Source organism: Marvinbryantia sp. (assembly GCF_047017445.1).
Taxonomy (GTDB): Bacteria; Bacillota; Clostridia; order Lachnospirales; family Lachnospiraceae; genus Marvinbryantia.
In genome coordinates this window covers 221,912-238,228 of record NZ_JBKXTT010000003.1, presented here as the reverse complement: position 1 = coordinate 238,228, position 16,317 = coordinate 221,912, and the positions used below count along the sequence as shown (strand labels likewise).

The following is a 16,317-nucleotide window of genomic DNA, read 5'->3' as shown; positions in this document are numbered from 1 at the left end:
GTCACTCCTCCTTACTTACCTGTGAATAATAGATTTCCTGATACTCCCGACAGCGCGCAAGCAGTTCTTTGTGCGTGCCGGCGTCCACGATTTTTCCGTCGTCCATGACAATTAATTTATCTGCGTCCATCACAGATTGGATGCGCTGCGCAATGATGATCTTTGTCGTATCCCTCAGTTCTTCCCGGAAGGATCTGCGGATGCAGGCGTCCGTCGCCGTATCCACCGCGCTGGTGGAATCGTCCAGTATCAGTATTTTCGGATGCTTTAAGAGCGCACGTGCAATGCAGAGGCGCTGCCGCTGTCCGCCCGAAAGATTGCTGCCGCCCTGCTCCAGCATCGTCTCATATTGTTCCGGGAAGATTTTAATAAATTCCTCCGCATGAGCGGTTCTGCACGCCCACACAAGCTCCTCCTGGCTGGCGTCCTCGTTTCCCCAGCGCAGGTTTTCCGCAATGCTGCCGGAAAACAGCGTGTTTTTCTGCAGCACCACCGCTACGCCCGCGCGCAGCTTTTCCATCGACCATTCGCGCACGTCCGTGCCGTCCACCAGCACGCTTCCCCTGTCCGCATCGTATAGACGCGGAATTAACGAGATCAATGTAGTCTTTCCGCTGCCTGTGGAACCGATGATGCCGACCAGTTCCCCATGACGGATCTTCAGATTTATATTTTTCAGCACATTCTCACGGTTCTGTTTAAAATAGCGGAACGATACATCGCGAAACTCAATGTCTCCGCGCTGAAGCGTCTTCTCCTTCTGAGAAGCCTGAGCATCATTCAACGTGATTTCCGCCTCCAGCACCTCCGTGATACGCCGGTCAGACGCCGCCGCACGCGTTCCCTGCAGAATGATATTTGCCAGGAAATTCAGCGCCGTCAGAATCTGCGACAGATAGGTGATAAATGCCGTCAGCGTGCCGACCTGCATATTCCCGATCATAATCTGCCTGCCCGCGATCCATACCACAGCAAGCGTCGTCACATTAACCGCCAGTGCGGAAACCGGCTGCATCAGGATCATCATCTTCAGCGCGCGGATGCTCTTTTCCATCAGCTCTTCGTTCACGCCGGAGAATTTTTCTTTTTCATATTCCTCGCGGACAAACGATTTGATTACCCGCTCGTTTGTGATCGTCTCGTTGATCCGGTTGTTCATAGCGTCCAGCCGGTTCTGCATGACCGTGTAGCGCGGGGACGCCGTTTTGATGATTGCAAAAATAGCGATCGCCAGAAGCGGAATTACGACGCAGATCACGGCTGCCAGAAGCGGATTTAAGGCAAAGGACATGCAGACGCCGCCGATCAGCATGACCGGACTGCGGAAACAGCCGCGCATCAGCGTCTGAATGAAATTCTGGATCTGCGTAATATCGTTGGTGATGCGCGTGATCAGCGAACCGGTGGAAAAATCGTCAATGTTGGCAAACGAAAATTTCTGGATGCGCACAAACGTCTGCATCCGCACATCCGCGGCGACGCGCGCCGCCCCCTTGATCGCAAAATGAGCGCCCAGCACGCCAGCCGCCAGCATCACAAGCGCCAGCAGGATCATATAGCCGCCATTGCGCAAAATATACGGAATGTCTCCGTTCGCCGCTCCCTTATCAATGATATTTGCATTCAGATACGGCAGAATAAACTCGCCGCACGCCTCGATAATCATAAAAAAAGGACCTAAAATAAAACAATATAAATTCTTTCGGATTGCATTTCCATACTTCTTCATGTACTACCTCTGCCACTTAAAATCTCCGTCTGTTTTTCCTTATCATACCATTTTGTTTTTTATTTGTCAAGGTACCTAATGTTTTGCATTAAGGAAGAGGCTGAAAATTCATGAATTTCCAGCCTCTTCCTTTTTTACAGTTTCTACTCTGTTTTTTATAAGCGTGCTTACTGAAAAGCCTCAGCAAAATTAGTCAGTGCTCTAACTTCTTCTGCTAATGGAATACTCGGCGAAGCCCCATGCCTGCTTACTGCAAGTGCACTCGCTTTTGCCGCCATATAAAGAGCTTCCCCAGGTGTTTTTCCTTCAGCGTATGCCCGTATAAAGTACCCGCAAAAGGTATCTCCGGCCGCTGTAGTGTCAACCGTCTTCGTTATAAAAGCGGACTGATAACAAATATCCGGGCAGGTATCTTTTCCCAAATAGCAGGCTCCCTGTTCTCCCAGAGTGAGTACGAACTCTGCGTTCTGATATTTTTCCCGCAGTCTTCGCAAAATATCTTCTGGTGTACCCGTCTGCATACCAGCAAGCGCCAATCCTTCCGTTTCGTTTAAGACAAATATATCTACTTTATCCAGCGGATAAGTAAACAAGGCCTCATTCACTGGCGAAGGATTTAAAATAATCTTCATTCCTTTTTCACAGGCATGTTCCATAATACTTGCCATGCCCGATATTTCATTTTGTATCAATAAAATATCGTCTCTGCAAAAAAGCGCTAATACCTGTAAAATATAGTCCTCGTCTATCCTCGCATTTGTCCCGGAGTTTACAATAATCCGGTTCTGCCCTTCTTCATTAATTTCAATGATTGCATGTCCGCTTGGCTCCGGTAATTCCTTCAGCAATTCCGTATGTACACCTGCCGCATCAAGCGCTGCTTTTAACCCCGCGCCATCGCATCCAATGATTCCCGCATGATAAGTTTCTGCCCCTGCTTTTGCTAATGCAACAGACTGATTCAACCCTTTTCCTCCAGGGAACTCCTGATATTCCAATGCAAGCACCGTTTCTCCCGGCCGCACAAAATCTTTTACATTATATACCTTATCTATATTCAGCGACCCGAAATTAAGTATCCTCATCCTTTTTCCTCCCAGACTTTTTGCATTTCAAACTTCCATATCCCTCCCTTCATTTTCCGATGTAAAAATTTACCTTCCGGGAGAAACTCCTCCTGATATTCTTTCATAACGCCTTTCTGCCCATTGCACCAGACACTGGTTTCATTCTCCCAAATAACCGGCAGATATACATCTGCTGTGCAATTAAAAGGAATCTGAACCGTCATATCAAGCTTTTCTTCTGCTACATGCCACGCACATAACAGCTTACCATAAATTGTCTCTATGCTTCCCTCTGCACTATTAAGACCTTTCGGAATAAGAGGCCGGACAATCGCATTTTGAAATCCCGGCCGCCGTTCATCCACCCGCAGGCCTGCCAGATACTTATGAAAACAAACTGCGGCCGCTCCGGACATCGGATGATTATGAGATGCCATCCGTGATATCCCCCGATAATCTTCTACTTTTTCCCATCGTTCCCACAATGTGGTTGCGCCATTTTTCAACATATAGCCCCAGCTTGGATAAGTTTCCTGCGTCAAAAGGGAATATGCTTCCTGTACAAAGCCATTCTGAAACAGCACTTCTAATACATATTTACTTCCCAGATTTCCGGTAGTCAGATGATATTCTTTTTTTTCAATATCTTCCTTCAAATTTCTAAGAACATCTGCCTTTTCTTTCCCGTCAAGCATTCCCAGATAAATCGGAAACGCATTACACGCCTGACTGTTTTCACAAAAATATCCGTTTTCTTTATTAAAATACCGGGTTAGAAAAGCCTCTTTAATCTTTTCAGCCTTCCTTTCAAAACATATCCTGTCCTCTTCCTTTTCCAGGACATGTGCCATCTTTTCTAAAAGACGATAATTATAATACTGATATCCGGTCGCCATAAATACCGTTGGTGTAATAGCCGAAACCGCCCCGGATCCAATGCTGGAATGGTCACACCATTGCGAAGGGCTCGCCCAGTCTCCCATGGGGGAATACCGGACGATTCCGCCTTCCGAATGCCGTTCAAGATATTCCGCCCAGCGCCTGCAGCTATCATAGTTTTCCTCTAAAATCTTTGTATCCCCGTAAAAACAATATACATTCCACGGCACCAACAAAAAACTGCTGCTGACCGGATCTGCCGGTTTCTGCCCCATCCGCAGAAACGGAGCTGTATCACTGATTGCTCCGGTAGTTTTCCCCTGCGTGTCCCGGATATCGCCCATCCACTTCCGATACAGCATCGGCAGGCGATAATTGTAGAGTGCGCACTCATTCCGAACAGTCATGTCATTCAACCACCCCACCCGCTCAGCTCTCTGCGGACAGTCTGTGGGCAAACCATATAAATTACTTCGCTCTGTCCATAACATACACTGATAAAATCGGTTCAGCAGTTCGTTATCTGTCTGAAAACTGCTGATCTGCTTAACAGAGCTATGTACCACGCAGCCAATGACATCCTTCTTTTCCGGTTTCGTTTCCATTCCCTCAATCTGTACATAGCGGAATCCATGATAAGTAAACCGGGGTTCAAACACCTCTGTGCCATTCCCTTTTAAAATAAAAGTATCCGTTGCATGAAGACCGTTTAAAGAACTGTCATTAATTGTATGATCTTCATTTATCAGCTCCGCAAATCGCATAGTAATCTTCTGTCCAATGTGCCCGCATACGCATAGTCGAACCCAGCCTGCAAAGTTTTGTCCAAAGTCCACTGTAAAACTTCCGTCTGCACACTGCCAGATGGATACCGGCTCCCGTTCCTCCATGACCCGGATCGGCTCCATCATCTGCGCACGGACATCTCCGCCCGGAGAATCCTGCCAGAAGACTTTTTTCCAGTCCTTATCAGTGCGCATGATAAAGTCTGCCGTATCAAATCCTGGTTGTTCCAGACGGGCGTCGTATGTCTCTCCGTGATAAATGCTGTTCCGGACAGAAGGTGCAAGTGCGGAGCAAAAACAATTATCACAATTTCCCAACAGCCATTCCTCTTCCCCATCCAGATACTCTATACGGATCTGAAATGCTATAAGATGCTCATTTTTTGCAATCCCACGTTCTCCCAGCTCCATGGCAAACCAGCCATTTCCGATTTCCATTCCCAGAACATGCTCTCCTTCAGAAAGCTTCAGCGGATAAGTCTCATACAATATGGTTTTCGTATAATCTGTGCAGGCATTATTCAGCCTCGTGTCCCTGACTGCATTTCCATCCAGGGTAAGCTGGTAATAATTCGGACTCGCCACAAATACTGCCGCAGTTTTTATATCTTTTTTTACCTGAAACGGAAAACGAATCAGATAAGAATGGTTACGGATTCCTGCTCCGCCTATCCAGCTCTCCTCCCACTCTCGCGTTCTATCTTCCAGTATTCCAGTAAAAAACGTAAACACGGAACTCCTATATTGCCTGTTTTCACAAAATACCTCTACATAATAATAATATTTTGTCCCACTTTTTAATTTCTGTCCGTCATAATACACCAGATTACTTTCTTCCGATGCTACATAACCGCTATCCCAGACCGGAGAGCAAAAGCATTCCGAATCACAGACCACGATCCGATACCCCTGCTGTGTTCCCCGGATTACATTTGACCCCCAGGAAAACCTTGGCGCCACACAGTCTATCCCCACCGGATTTTCCATCAATTCACACAAGCATAAAATCTCTGTCTGACTGTTCATGCATTGCCCCCTATGCTTTCTGTGATTGGAACACACGATCCGTCACAGAATCCAGAATAATTGCAATAATGATGATAACGCCTTTGCATACCCACTGCCAATAAGAAGAAACATTCAGCAAATTCAGCATATTATTAATGACTCCAATAAGCGCCACGCCAAACAAAGTCCCTACTACCTTTGCCTTGCCTCCATGCATCGGCGTACCGCCAATTACCACCGCTGCAATAGAATCCATCAAATAATTATCTCCTGCCCCCGGAATTGCCGATGCCACTCTTCCGGTCAGTACTGCCGCGCCAAGACCAAAACACAAGCCGCCAATCATCATTGTACTGATCTTAGTGAACCCAACACGGATTCCGGATATTTCTGCCGCTGCCGCATTTCCTCCCACTGCAAGTACATGTCTGCCATAGGTGGTCTTTCCAAGAAGAATCGCCATCAATATTACCACAATAATCATAATAAAAAACGGCATTGGCAAAAACCCGAAAATTCTTCCCTGGCCAAGGAATTTTACGCTGTCACTTAAGCCTCCGACAGATTTTCCATCTGTGATAATATAAGCAATTCCTTTAAATATCTCACCAGAAGCCAGTGTCAGTACAAAATTGGGAAGAGAAAATATACGCCCCATCGCCCCGTTAAACAACTCGCATATACATCCAATAAGCAGCGACAACAGCAATGCCGCCCAGAGCGGCATCACCCTGGATGCCAGCCCATAGCAGATTCCGCATAACCCGACAATGCTTCCAACAGACAAATCCATCATACCGCCCGCCAGAATTATGGTATAGCCAATACTGATAATAGCAAGTACAGAAATCTGTCTCATTACGCCAGTAATATTATGGCTGCCAAGCGCCGTTCCAGATGTCAGGATAACAGATACCATCAGCATGATTATTGTTAAAATGACCGCTTTATTATTTAGTACCCACATCATTGTATTTCTATATGTTTTCTTTTTCATGTCATCCTCCTGCTATTTAACTCCAAATGCGCATTTCATAATATCATCTGAATTAAAATCCTCTCTCTGAAATTCCCCTGCAATAGCTCCCTGTCTCACTACCATAATCCGGTCTGAAATACCACACACCTCCGGAAGCTCAGATGAAATCAGCAGAATGGCCTTACCCTGTTTTGCAAGCTCTCCGATCAATTTATATATCTCTGCCTTTGCACCGACATCAATTCCGCGTGTAGGTTCATCCAGGATCAAAACATCCGGTTCTGTCAGAAGACATCTTGCTATAATCACTTTCTGCTGATTTCCTCCCGACAATAGCGCAATTTCACTGTTCATGGAAGGAAACTTAATAGACAGCCGTTTCGCATAATCATCTGTATCATTTACTTCTTTTTTGCGGTTATAAAAACCATATTTTGTTATTTTCTGTAAATAAGCAAGTGATTCATTCGCACGCACAGACTGCATGGGGATAAGTCCTGTATGTCTTCTGTCCTCTGTAATCATAACCATCTTTTGCTCAATTGCCTGCTTTGCATTTGCAATATTGATCTCTTTTCCGTGCAGTTTAACAGTCCCCGATTCTTTCGGCGTAATCCCAAATAACGTTTCCATAATTTCTGTTCTTCCTGCTCCAAGAAGCCCGGCAAAGCCCAGAATTTCTCCTCTCCGCACAGTAAAACTGACATCATTTACAATATTTCCTCTCTGCAAATGACTTACTTCTAAAACGGGTTCCCCGATTTCAACCTTTGCTTTTGGAAACATATCATTCATTTCCCGGCCAACCATCTGATTTACCAACATCTCTTCCGTGACATCTGCTATCATTTTTTCACTAATGAACTCTCCGTCACGGAAGACTGTTGCCCGATCACATATGTGAAAAACCTCATCAAATTTATGAGAAATATAGATAACCGCTTTCCCCGACTTTGAGAGCGACGAAATAATATCATATAGCTTGTCCACTTCCTCATCAGTAAGCGCACTGGTCGGTTCATCCATAATGATAATATCAGAATCATACGATACTGCTCTTGCAATCTCTACCAGCTGCATCTCTGCAATGCTAAGACTTGAAACCACAGAAGACGGCTTTATATTCAAACCAAGCCTTGTCAAAATTGCTTCGGTCGCCTCCTCCTGTTTTTTCCTGTTATAGAATATTTTGTTTCCAAATTTCGCTTCCCGCCCGATCCAGATATTTTCCGAAACTGTTGTTGTAGGAACCAGACTGATTTCCTGATGAATCATTGAAATACCGTTTGCAAGCGCTTCCGCAGGTGATTTTGGCGCATACTTTCTCCCTTTATATTCCATTTCACCGGAAGATGGCTGATATATGCCAAGAATGATTTTCATAAGTGTAGATTTACCAGCCCCATTTTCTCCAAGCAGCGCATGTACTTCTCCGGGATATATTGTCAGATTCACGCCCTTTAACGCCTGCACACCCGGAAAGCTTTTCGTCACATTTTTCACACATAAAACCGGTTTCTTTTTTTCCATATCCTATCTCCATTTTATAACCAGACAGTTATATACATGCTTTCTGCCTTCTATTTACCAGCAAGTACTTCTTCCATATTATCCTTTGTCATAAGCTGATAGCACTGCGGATCATAGATCTTATTTTCATACTCTTTGCCGTTTGCCACATCTCTGGAGACCGAAATAATTGCATCTGCCACCTTTGCAACACTCTGCCGAACAGTCGCATCTAATTCGCCGCTTTCCAGATATTGCTGTCCGATCGTACCGCCGTCACATCCGAATACAAGAAAATTATCAAAGTCAACACCCGCTGCCGACAACGCCTGTATGCAGGCTGCCGCCATTTCATCATTTGCGCAGGCAATGCAGTTCATATCAGGCTGTGACTGCAGCCAGTCCTCTGCAAAAGCCATTGCGTCCTCTGCCGAAAATCCCGTTGCGATCTGCGTGGAAAAAGTGTTAATACGCTGCGGATCTACCACATCATAAATGCCGGTCTCTCTCTTTTTAATGGTATCACTTGCTGCTCCGTTTATATAACCCATATTAATCATACGGTCTTCATCTTCATCCAGCCATTCCTGCATATAGCCTCCTATTAATTGTCCTACTAAAGACTGATCTCCTGCAATTCTGCAGTCATATATATCAGTATTTACTGTCGTATCCTGAATTACGCAGGCAATTCCCGCATCCTTCACAGCCTCTACGCAAGAAACACCTGCATCAGAATCCACGATCCTCATCACGATTACATCCGGATTCTGGGCAATCAAAGAATCGATATCAGATAACTGTTTTTCTGCATCTCCATTTGCATTCGTAAAAATGATTTCCACATCTCCGGCTTCCTCTGCCTGCTCTTTCAGCGCATTCTGCAATTCATTCACAAAATCGATTTCTTCATTCATCGCCATGCCGATTACCAGTTTTTCTTCTTCCGCAGATACACCCACTGTACACATACCTGCCATCGCTGCCATCGATACGCCAAATACCATTGCCATTCTTCTTTTCTTTCCTCTTGTCATAGTTCATTCTCCTTTTCTTTTTGTATTGGGAAATTATTTTCCTAAAACGGTTTCCTGTTGCTTTATAATATACCATCTTCATTGTTTTGTCAATATGTTTTTGTATTATGTTTGATAAATTTATTTCGGAAACAGTTTTTTTATGCATTTTGTACACCTCGTATTTTCCTTTGTTATTGACAAGTCTGTTCTTTTGATTCATAATAAAGAAAAAACATAGGAGTCTGTTTATGACGATCAAAGAAATTGCAGCTCTTGCCGGAGTTTCGACTTCAACAGTATCAAAAATTATGAATGGCAAGGATCAGAATATTCACCCGGATACCCGCAGCAGAGTTTTAAAAGTAGTCAAAGAACATCATTACGAACCATACAGTACTGTAAAAAATAATGTCATGCCCAAAAAGTTTTTAATCGGACTGCTGTTAAGCTCTTTTTCAAATGTCAGTTCGCTCATGACCGGCATCATAAAAGCTGCCCAGGAGCACGGCTATCAGGTATTGCTTTTTCACAGTAATACTTCCATGGAACAGGAGCTAAAGAATATTACCGCTCTGTGCAGTGCCAGAGTAGACGGAGTAATATGGGAACCCGTCTGCAGCCAGAGTGCAGAATATTCTCATTTGTTTTCCCGACAGAATATTCCCATCCACTATATAAATGCGGCGGATGGATTTTCCTCATTTTCTATCGATTTCGGGAAAGCCGGATATGAACTCACACAAAAGCTGATCCAGAACAGGCATTCAAATATTGCCTGCGTTCTTCGAAAGAATGATTCACGTTCCGAGAGCTTTCAGAAAGGTTTTCAGAAATGTCTGTACGACCACGAAATATCTTTTCAGCCACAGCAGATTTTATACGATCTTTCAGAAAACCCATATGCATTTATCACAGCTCACAACATTACCGGCATTGTAAGTGCATATTATACAGATGCTCTGATGGTTTATAAGCACATGGAGGATATGCTGTATCATGTTCCCGCCGCGCTCTCTATTGTCAGTCTGCGGGATGATTCTGAAGAAGATTACGCCTATCCGCATATTTCCTGTATCCGTATTCCATACCATGATTTCGGTTACTATGTATGCCAGTCGTTAATCCGGGTATGTGAAAAAACGGCCGCAGATGATGTGACTTTTGTTTATTCTCCGGAGTACACTTTTACAGATACAAAAAGTATCAGCGTCCCATCCTCACTTCGTGAAAAAAAACTGGTAGTTGTCGGAAGTATTCACATGGATATGACATTTCTTGTCGATCGGCTTCCGCAGGCCGGAAAAACTACGGAAATCTATACTGCCATTACATCAGTGGGCGGAAAGGGCGCAAATCAATCTGTGGGCGCGGCCAAACTTGGTTGTGAAGTATCATTAATCGGAAAGCTCGGCAACGATCTCGACTCTGCTGCCATTTTAAATGCCCTGGAAAAAGAGCATGTAGATGCGCATGGCATATCACGTGAGCAGGATGCCCCTACCGGGAAAGCATATATCTATACCGGAAACGACGGTGAAAGCACTATTACTATACTTTCTGGTGCAAATCGTCTTCTCCGTCCGGAAGATATACGCAAACAACGGCATCTCTTCAAAAGTGCTGTTTTTTGCCTGCTTTCTACAGAGATTCCAACTGACACCATTATAGAAGCTGCAAAAGCTGCCCGGGCTGCCGGGGCAAAGGTTGTTTTAAAGCCGTCTGTTTTAAAAACTGTCCCAGACGAATTGTTTTTGCTAACAGATATTTTTATCCCAAATCAAAAGGAGGCTTTCAGTCTCTGCCCGCAAAAATCTTCTGTCAGCGAGCAGGCTGCTTATTTTATTCAAAAAGGTGTGTCTACAGTTATCATTACTCTGGGAGACAAGGGATGCTATCTCAAAACATCCGACATTGAACGCAAATTCCCGGCAGCAGAATTTTATCCAGTCGACACGACTGGTGGAGCTGATGCCTTCATCAGCGCACTTGTTTCTTATCTTGCGGAAGGCTACGACATAGAAAAAGCAATCCAGATCGCAACCTGCGCTGCCGGATTTTGTGTATCACGCCAGGGGGTCGTGTCTGCACTAACAGACCGTAGTACTCTGGAAACATATATCGCACAAAACAATATGAATTTACTTCTCAAAAATTGAACTAACAACAGATTTCCCGATAGCTCCACATGACAAGCGGGGCGTAACCAGGCTTTTTCGCCTGTTACGCCCCGCTTCCCGGACAGTGTCACTCTGACGGACAACTCGTCCCTCCTGAACCAGTCCTCCGATAATTACATCTGGCTCTGTTCAGGACGCTATGTATGTCATCAGTTCCGGATACATGTCCTTATTATCCCTGATCAGCCATCGTTTAAAAGCCGCAAACGGTGAGCTATTTTCTAATTGCTGCTTTATCAGGTATTTCAAATCCTCTTTTTCGTCATCTTCCGCTTCCCGGTATTCCCGAACATATTCCTTAAATTCTGAAAGCTCTTTTCTCAAAATCCTTCTGAGAATTTTCGCTTCCATTCTTTTCTGCGGCGTAGAACCATAATATACTTCCTGCAGCAGCTTAATTGTATTCATAATTTCTTCATTAAAAATCAGCGGTTCAAAAAGCAGTTGCTCTTCTGTTCCAAAATAACCCTTTTTCCGAAATGCTATCATTTCCTCTACATTTTCTTTTGTACAGTCTACAATCGGCTCATACTTTCCAAGTTTCGTATTGTTGCAATGCGCACACGCTAAAAAAAGATTATTCCAATCGTATTTCAAATCCCGGTCTCCCCGATGTGCATGCAGATGTTCTATCTGGTAAGAAGTAACCTGCTTATTTTCACAGATATAACATTTTCCATGAAACATTTCCCGCAACGCCCGGTTCACCTCCGGTGTATTATACGTATCATTTTTCTCTTTCGCTCTTTGCAGGGATTCCATCGCCTTCTGCGCTTTCTCTGTTACTTTCCGTTCTACTCTTATCATAAGCGCCCGCCTTCTATCTCCTCAAATTTCTCCCACGCTTCCTGCGATAATCCTCTGGGAATATTTTTAAGTTCTATGCGGAGTTTTGCCCGCTCTGCCCGCTCCTCTTCCGTTAAATCTACCTTTTTTGCCAGATATCCATAACGGTCAATCTTGCTCTTCAATTCCTCTCCGTACTCGTCAGCTTCAAAATATCCATCTGCAAGTCCTTCTGAAGAATACATAAATAAATCTTCCAATTCCACACAGCGCTCCAGATCATAAGCCTTCGCATTAGAAACCGAATTAAGGATATACGGTGAATGTGTTGTAACAATAAACTGGATTCTCGGGAAAAACTCCGTCAGAAACGGCAGGATTTTCTTCTGCAGTTCAATATGCAGATGCGTTTCAAGCTCATCAATCAACACAATTCCTTCCGCATCATATTCGCTCAATCCGTCTCCAAGCAGCCAGTTTCTGTCCATCCTCAGAATCAGATCTGAAACAATATGAATCACTGAAGAATACCCATCCGAAAGCTCGTCAAAGCCAAACGGATTTCTGCCGTCTTCATGAATCTTGAAATCATATTCCTTATAATCATATTCCAGAGTAAGCGTATCATCATCAAGCAAAACACGCAATGCTTTTACAAACCGGTCAAACCATTTCTGAATCCTGTCCGCATTTGTCATATCTCCTTCGTTTCTCGCGTACGCCTGCTGCGTCTTCAGGTGAACCATATATTTATGCAGAAACTGTCCTGGCTGCGAATAGATATCATAAGCATCACTCAGTCTGATATCCTCCACGCCGCGCGCACGGATAATCTGTGTTTTTCTGTTCGCCGGAAAGAAAGCAGTTATAAATCGTCCCTGCGCATATAACGCATCCAGTGCCTCTGCGTTATTAAATGTAACCTCTATTCCATCCTTAAATTTTTTAACCCATTCAAACCAACGCTGATACTCTTTTTCAGCCTCAAACCGCTCTGCTTCTGTCTTAGCCTGCCTCAGCTTTTTCTCCGAGTCCCGAAGCCATTTTACATACTCACTTTCCAGCTTCGTCAATTCCCCCTTATTAATTGCATTTAGATATTTTTGCAGCGCCAGAAGCAGCGATGTTTTCCCGGAACCGTTTTTACCGGTTATCATTAAATGCTGCCGCTTCTCTGGATCCAGGGGTATCGTTATATCTGATAAATGCCTTAATTTCTCAATCTTAATTTCTGTAATATAATGCTCCATTTTACATCTCCTTCCGAAAAGGTATGATTTCATTATATTTCACATTCCAGAGCAATTCAATACCCGGTCAAAAAAAAGGGCCGAAAGCTCCGCGCTCTCTGGTTACTGTTCACTCCGTTCGCAGTAACCTTCGCAAATCCATTTAAAATTCGCTTCGCGAATAGGATTTGCTCTCACTTGAATCACGTTCTCACGTCTCAAACAGCAAGTGTTTGAGGCTGGCGTGAACAGTAACGCTCTCTGCCCTTTCTACCCTCCTGCAAATTGTTCGCACAGGCTGCTGCCCGCTTATACCAGCTCCATCAGCTCACTGAAGCACCCGATTTTTACATCCGCCCTCTCATACCCGGCTGCTTCCCCGATTCCCACAGCCGTCATACCTGCTGCTTTTGCCGCGTCTATTCCGGCATGCGCATCCTCCACTACATAACATTCCAGCGGACTTATGCCGAGAAATTCTGCTGCTTTCACAAATACCTCCGGGTCGGGCTTGGAATGCGTGATGTTATTTCCATCAGAAATTGCATCAAATGCTTCCATCAGATTTACCCTCTCCAAAATAAAGCGCGCATTTTTGCTGGAGGATCCGAGCGCCAGCTTATATCCTTTTTCGTGAAGCTTTGCCAGCGTCTCCCGCACCTCTGACGAAACATCCTCCGGAGTCATCTGTGCGAGCAGCTTTCGGTAGCTGTTATTTTTCTGCTCCATCAGTTCGGTTTTTTTCTGTTTTGAGAGCGCTGGTCCCGTGTAGCGCTCCAGAATAATTTCCAAGCTATCCGCCCGGCTCACCCCACGCAAGCGGTTGTTAATTTCCTTATCAAAATAAACGCGCAGTCCGTCCGCAAGCTCCTTCCATGCAGCATAGTGAAATTTGTCCGTAAACACAAGTACACCGTCCAGGTCAAATATAAATGCTTTCATAATTCTTCCTTTCATAACCATTTCGGTTCTTTCGTCACTTCATCGTTACATTCCTTCCCAGCGCCGGAAGCCTTCCGCTGCTATATCAAACTGCTGCAAAATCTTCCCCACAATATGACCCGTACAGTCTTCCACGCTCTGCGGCTGATTATAGTACGCCATCATTGGCGGCAGGATCATCGCCCCCATCTGGCTTAATTCATACATATTGCGCAGATGGATCGTGCTGAGAGGACACTCACGCGCCACCAGAACCAGCTTCCGCCGCTCCTTTAAAGTGACGTCCGCCGCACGCAGAAGCAGATTGTCGCTGTAGCCGCTGTGAATACCGGCTACCGTTTTCATGCTGCAGGGTACCACAACCATGCCTGCACTCTCCCAGCTTCCGCTTGCTGGTGCAGCGCCGATATTCTCATTATCATAAACCTCATCTGCCAGCGCACAAAGCTCCTCCTCTGCCAGAGCGCTCTCTGTCTGCAAAGTCAGCTTTGCACCGCGCGTGTAAATAAGATGTGTCTCAATGTCCGGTATTTTACGAAGCTGCTGCAGCAACTCAATCGCGATCGGAATGCCCGTCGCCCCACTGATTCCTATAATTAAACGTTTCATATTGTTACTCCTTTTTCCGTCACCGCAGTATAGACGGTTCACTGCCTCACACAAAATCCGGCAGCCACCGCTTTGGATCAACCTCCATAAACTTCGCCCGCTCGAAACGCTCCTTCTGGTCGAACGGCACCGTACAGTCAAAGATTGCCTTACACGCCACGCCGACGCCCCGGATATGTCCGGAGTACGCCGGATTGTTGGACGGATCGAGCGGGTGACACTGCACGCCCGGTATGGTAATCAGATCGGTATCCGCCTGAAAGCGCGTCGTCATCGCCCACAAAACATCGTTCATATCAAAGCAATCCACATCTTCATCCACGAGAAATACATGCTTCAGCTCCGCAAAAGCAGAGAATGCAAGCAGCGCTGCCTGCCGCTGCCGTCCCTCATCCGAGGGAATAGACTTCTTAAACTGCAGAACCGCAATATATTTTCCGCCGCCGCTCGATGCGCAATAAACATTCTGCACCTTTCCCGGCATTGCCTTCTCAATCATCTGCAGAATACTCGCCTCTGTCGGGATTCCCGCCATGGAAACGTGTTCCTCACTTGGTCCGATGCAGGTCTGCATGATCGGATTTCTGCGTGTCGTCACAGCTTTTACCTTAATGACCGGCAGTTCCGGATTTGCCGGGCCGCAGTACCCCGGAAACTCCGGCATCGCCTTGCCGGTATTGGAATTCTGGTCCTCCCGCACGCGCACATATGGGAGAATCTCTCCCTCAATAACATACTCCGCATTCGCAATTGCCTTTTCCGGAACGGTCAGACACTGCACCATCTCTACCGGCGCTTTACGGATCGCACCCGCCGCCTGCAGCTCGTCATAACCGAGCGGCGTTGTGGGCGGTTCAAAGCAGGAAGCGATCTCAATTGCCGGATCGACGCCAATGCTCACAGAGATCGGCAGCGGCTGTCCCGCTGCCTCCGCCAGCTCGCGAAAATAGCCGATATGCCGCGCACCCGGCTGCAGAAAAATAGAGATCTCATCCTTCGACTGCAGGCACATCCGATGAATCGTCACATCGGATTCTCCCGTCTGCGGATTGGAAGCATAGCACATACCAAGTGTGATGTAGGGACCTGCATCCTCCGGCGTGTTCGTCGGCGCCGGTATCAGCTTTCGGATATCGAAGCCGTCCTCCGTCGCGTAATGTACAACCTCCTGGCACTTCGCCTGCTCATTTGGGATCACCACCGGCTTCACCGGATTCGCCACGCTATCCTTTAAAAGAAAGCCCAGCTTTTTCGGATCACAATCCAGCAGATAGCCCACGCGCTCCCGGCTTGCCAGCAGCCCGATCGCCACGCGCGCCCCCGGATGCCCTTTTATATTGTTAAAAATCATTGCCGGTCCTTCCTTTGTCGGACGCTGCACCGTACCGCCCGCCCCGACGTGTCGGTACACGCCGGATAATTCTCCCATCGGGTCTACCTCTGTATCCGTCTGCACAAGCTGTCCCGGCATCTTCTCAAGCAGCTCCAGTGCAGAGCGCAAATCATTTATTTTTGCCACTGCGGCTCTCTCCCTTCTTTCCTCCAATATCACAATATCATCTTTCTTTGCAGCCACGATCAGATTCCCCTGTCTGCATC

Annotated in this window: 12 protein-coding genes; 1 reads left to right on the top strand and 11 read right to left on the bottom strand. The window is 45.9% G+C overall.

Features of this window, described 5'->3' with window-relative positions; all coding sequences use genetic code 11:
• Position 1: 1 nt before the first annotated feature.
• From ACLU9Q_RS04785 to ACLU9Q_RS04760, 6 genes are all read right to left on the bottom strand, one after another.
• On the bottom strand, positions 2 to 1,729 hold the full coding sequence (locus ACLU9Q_RS04785) for an ABC transporter ATP-binding protein (protein WP_296831033.1): 1,728 nt from the start codon (positions 1,727 to 1,729) through the stop codon (positions 2 to 4).
• Positions 1,730 to 1,896: 167 nt separating this feature from the next.
• Complete coding sequence (locus tag ACLU9Q_RS04780; protein WP_296831031.1) at positions 1,897 to 2,814, bottom strand: ribokinase; 918 nt, start codon at positions 2,812 to 2,814, stop codon at positions 1,897 to 1,899.
• Positions 2,811 to 5,486, bottom strand: a complete 2,676-nt coding sequence (locus ACLU9Q_RS04775; RefSeq protein WP_296831030.1) for an alpha-L-rhamnosidase — start codon at positions 5,484 to 5,486, stop codon at positions 2,811 to 2,813. The genes ACLU9Q_RS04780 and ACLU9Q_RS04775 overlap by 4 nt, the downstream gene beginning before the upstream one ends.
• 10 nt (positions 5,487 to 5,496) lie before the next feature.
• On the bottom strand, positions 5,497 to 6,465 hold the full coding sequence (locus ACLU9Q_RS04770) for an ABC transporter permease (protein ID WP_296831028.1): 969 nt from the start codon (positions 6,463 to 6,465) through the stop codon (positions 5,497 to 5,499).
• A gap of 12 nt (positions 6,466 to 6,477) precedes the next feature.
• The gene (locus ACLU9Q_RS04765) at positions 6,478 to 7,977 is read right to left on the bottom strand and encodes a sugar ABC transporter ATP-binding protein (RefSeq protein WP_296831026.1); all 1,500 of its coding nucleotides are present in this window, start codon (positions 7,975 to 7,977) and stop codon (positions 6,478 to 6,480) included.
• Between the two features lie 50 nt (positions 7,978 to 8,027).
• Positions 8,028 to 8,993 carry a sugar ABC transporter substrate-binding protein gene (locus ACLU9Q_RS04760; protein ID WP_296831024.1) on the bottom strand — a complete coding sequence of 322 codons (966 nt, stop codon included), beginning with the start codon at positions 8,991 to 8,993 and terminating at the stop codon, positions 8,028 to 8,030.
• 230 nt (positions 8,994 to 9,223) lie between these two features.
• Here ACLU9Q_RS04760 and ACLU9Q_RS04755 point away from each other — a divergent pair, with 230 nt between their 5' ends.
• A complete protein-coding gene (locus ACLU9Q_RS04755) occupies positions 9,224 to 11,131 on the top strand; it encodes a PfkB family carbohydrate kinase (RefSeq protein WP_296831022.1) in 1,908 nt (635 codons plus the stop codon).
• Between the two features lie 150 nt (positions 11,132 to 11,281).
• On the opposite strand, the gene ACLU9Q_RS04750 is transcribed toward ACLU9Q_RS04755, so the two are convergent.
• From ACLU9Q_RS04750 to ACLU9Q_RS04730, 5 genes are all read right to left on the bottom strand, one after another.
• Positions 11,282 to 11,959: an HNH endonuclease gene (locus ACLU9Q_RS04750; RefSeq protein ID WP_296831020.1), complete on the bottom strand. Its 678-nt coding sequence runs from the start codon at positions 11,957 to 11,959 to the stop codon at positions 11,282 to 11,284.
• Positions 11,956 to 13,188 carry an AAA family ATPase gene (locus tag ACLU9Q_RS04745; RefSeq protein ID WP_296831018.1) on the bottom strand — a complete coding sequence of 411 codons (1,233 nt, stop codon included), beginning with the start codon at positions 13,186 to 13,188 and terminating at the stop codon, positions 11,956 to 11,958. Before ACLU9Q_RS04745 ends, ACLU9Q_RS04750 begins: the two co-directional genes overlap by 4 nt.
• Positions 13,189 to 13,476: 288 nt before the next feature.
• Positions 13,477 to 14,109: a beta-phosphoglucomutase gene (gene pgmB / locus ACLU9Q_RS04740; RefSeq protein WP_296831016.1), complete on the bottom strand. Its 633-nt coding sequence runs from the start codon at positions 14,107 to 14,109 to the stop codon at positions 13,477 to 13,479.
• A 45-nt stretch (positions 14,110 to 14,154) separates the two neighbouring features.
• A complete protein-coding gene (locus ACLU9Q_RS04735) occupies positions 14,155 to 14,718 on the bottom strand; it encodes a UbiX family flavin prenyltransferase (RefSeq protein WP_296831014.1) in 564 nt (187 codons plus the stop codon).
• A gap of 46 nt (positions 14,719 to 14,764) precedes the next feature.
• On the bottom strand, positions 14,765 to 16,189 hold the full coding sequence (locus ACLU9Q_RS04730; RefSeq protein ID WP_296831073.1) for a UbiD family decarboxylase: 1,425 nt from the start codon (positions 16,187 to 16,189) through the stop codon (positions 14,765 to 14,767).
• Positions 16,190 to 16,317 lie beyond the last annotated feature (128 nt).

Bases quoted from the DNA above. Each gene is read 5' to 3' on its own strand.
- ACLU9Q_RS04785 (WP_296831033.1), bottom strand. From the start codon at position 1,729: ATGAAGAAGTATGGAAATGCAATCCGAAAGAATTTATATTGTTTTATT.
- ACLU9Q_RS04780 (WP_296831031.1), bottom strand. From the start codon at position 2,814: ATGAGGATACTTAATTTCGGGTCGCTGAATATAGATAAGGTATATAAT.
- ACLU9Q_RS04775 (WP_296831030.1), bottom strand. From the start codon at position 5,486: ATGAACAGTCAGACAGAGATTTTATGCTTGTGTGAATTGATGGAAAAT.
- ACLU9Q_RS04770 (WP_296831028.1), bottom strand. From the start codon at position 6,465: ATGAAAAAGAAAACATATAGAAATACAATGATGTGGGTACTAAATAAT.
- ACLU9Q_RS04765 (WP_296831026.1), bottom strand. From the start codon at position 7,977: ATGGAAAAAAAGAAACCGGTTTTATGTGTGAAAAATGTGACGAAAAGC.
- ACLU9Q_RS04760 (WP_296831024.1), bottom strand. From the start codon at position 8,993: ATGACAAGAGGAAAGAAAAGAAGAATGGCAATGGTATTTGGCGTATCG.
- ACLU9Q_RS04755 (WP_296831022.1), top strand. From the start codon at position 9,224: ATGACGATCAAAGAAATTGCAGCTCTTGCCGGAGTTTCGACTTCAACA.
- ACLU9Q_RS04750 (WP_296831020.1), bottom strand. From the start codon at position 11,959: ATGATAAGAGTAGAACGGAAAGTAACAGAGAAAGCGCAGAAGGCGATG.
- ACLU9Q_RS04745 (WP_296831018.1), bottom strand. From the start codon at position 13,188: ATGGAGCATTATATTACAGAAATTAAGATTGAGAAATTAAGGCATTTA.
- pgmB (WP_296831016.1), bottom strand. From the start codon at position 14,109: ATGAAAGCATTTATATTTGACCTGGACGGTGTACTTGTGTTTACGGAC.
- ACLU9Q_RS04735 (WP_296831014.1), bottom strand. From the start codon at position 14,718: ATGAAACGTTTAATTATAGGAATCAGTGGGGCGACGGGCATTCCGATC.
- ACLU9Q_RS04730 (WP_296831073.1), bottom strand. From the start codon at position 16,189: ATGCCGGGACAGCTTGTGCAGACGGATACAGAGGTAGACCCGATGGGA.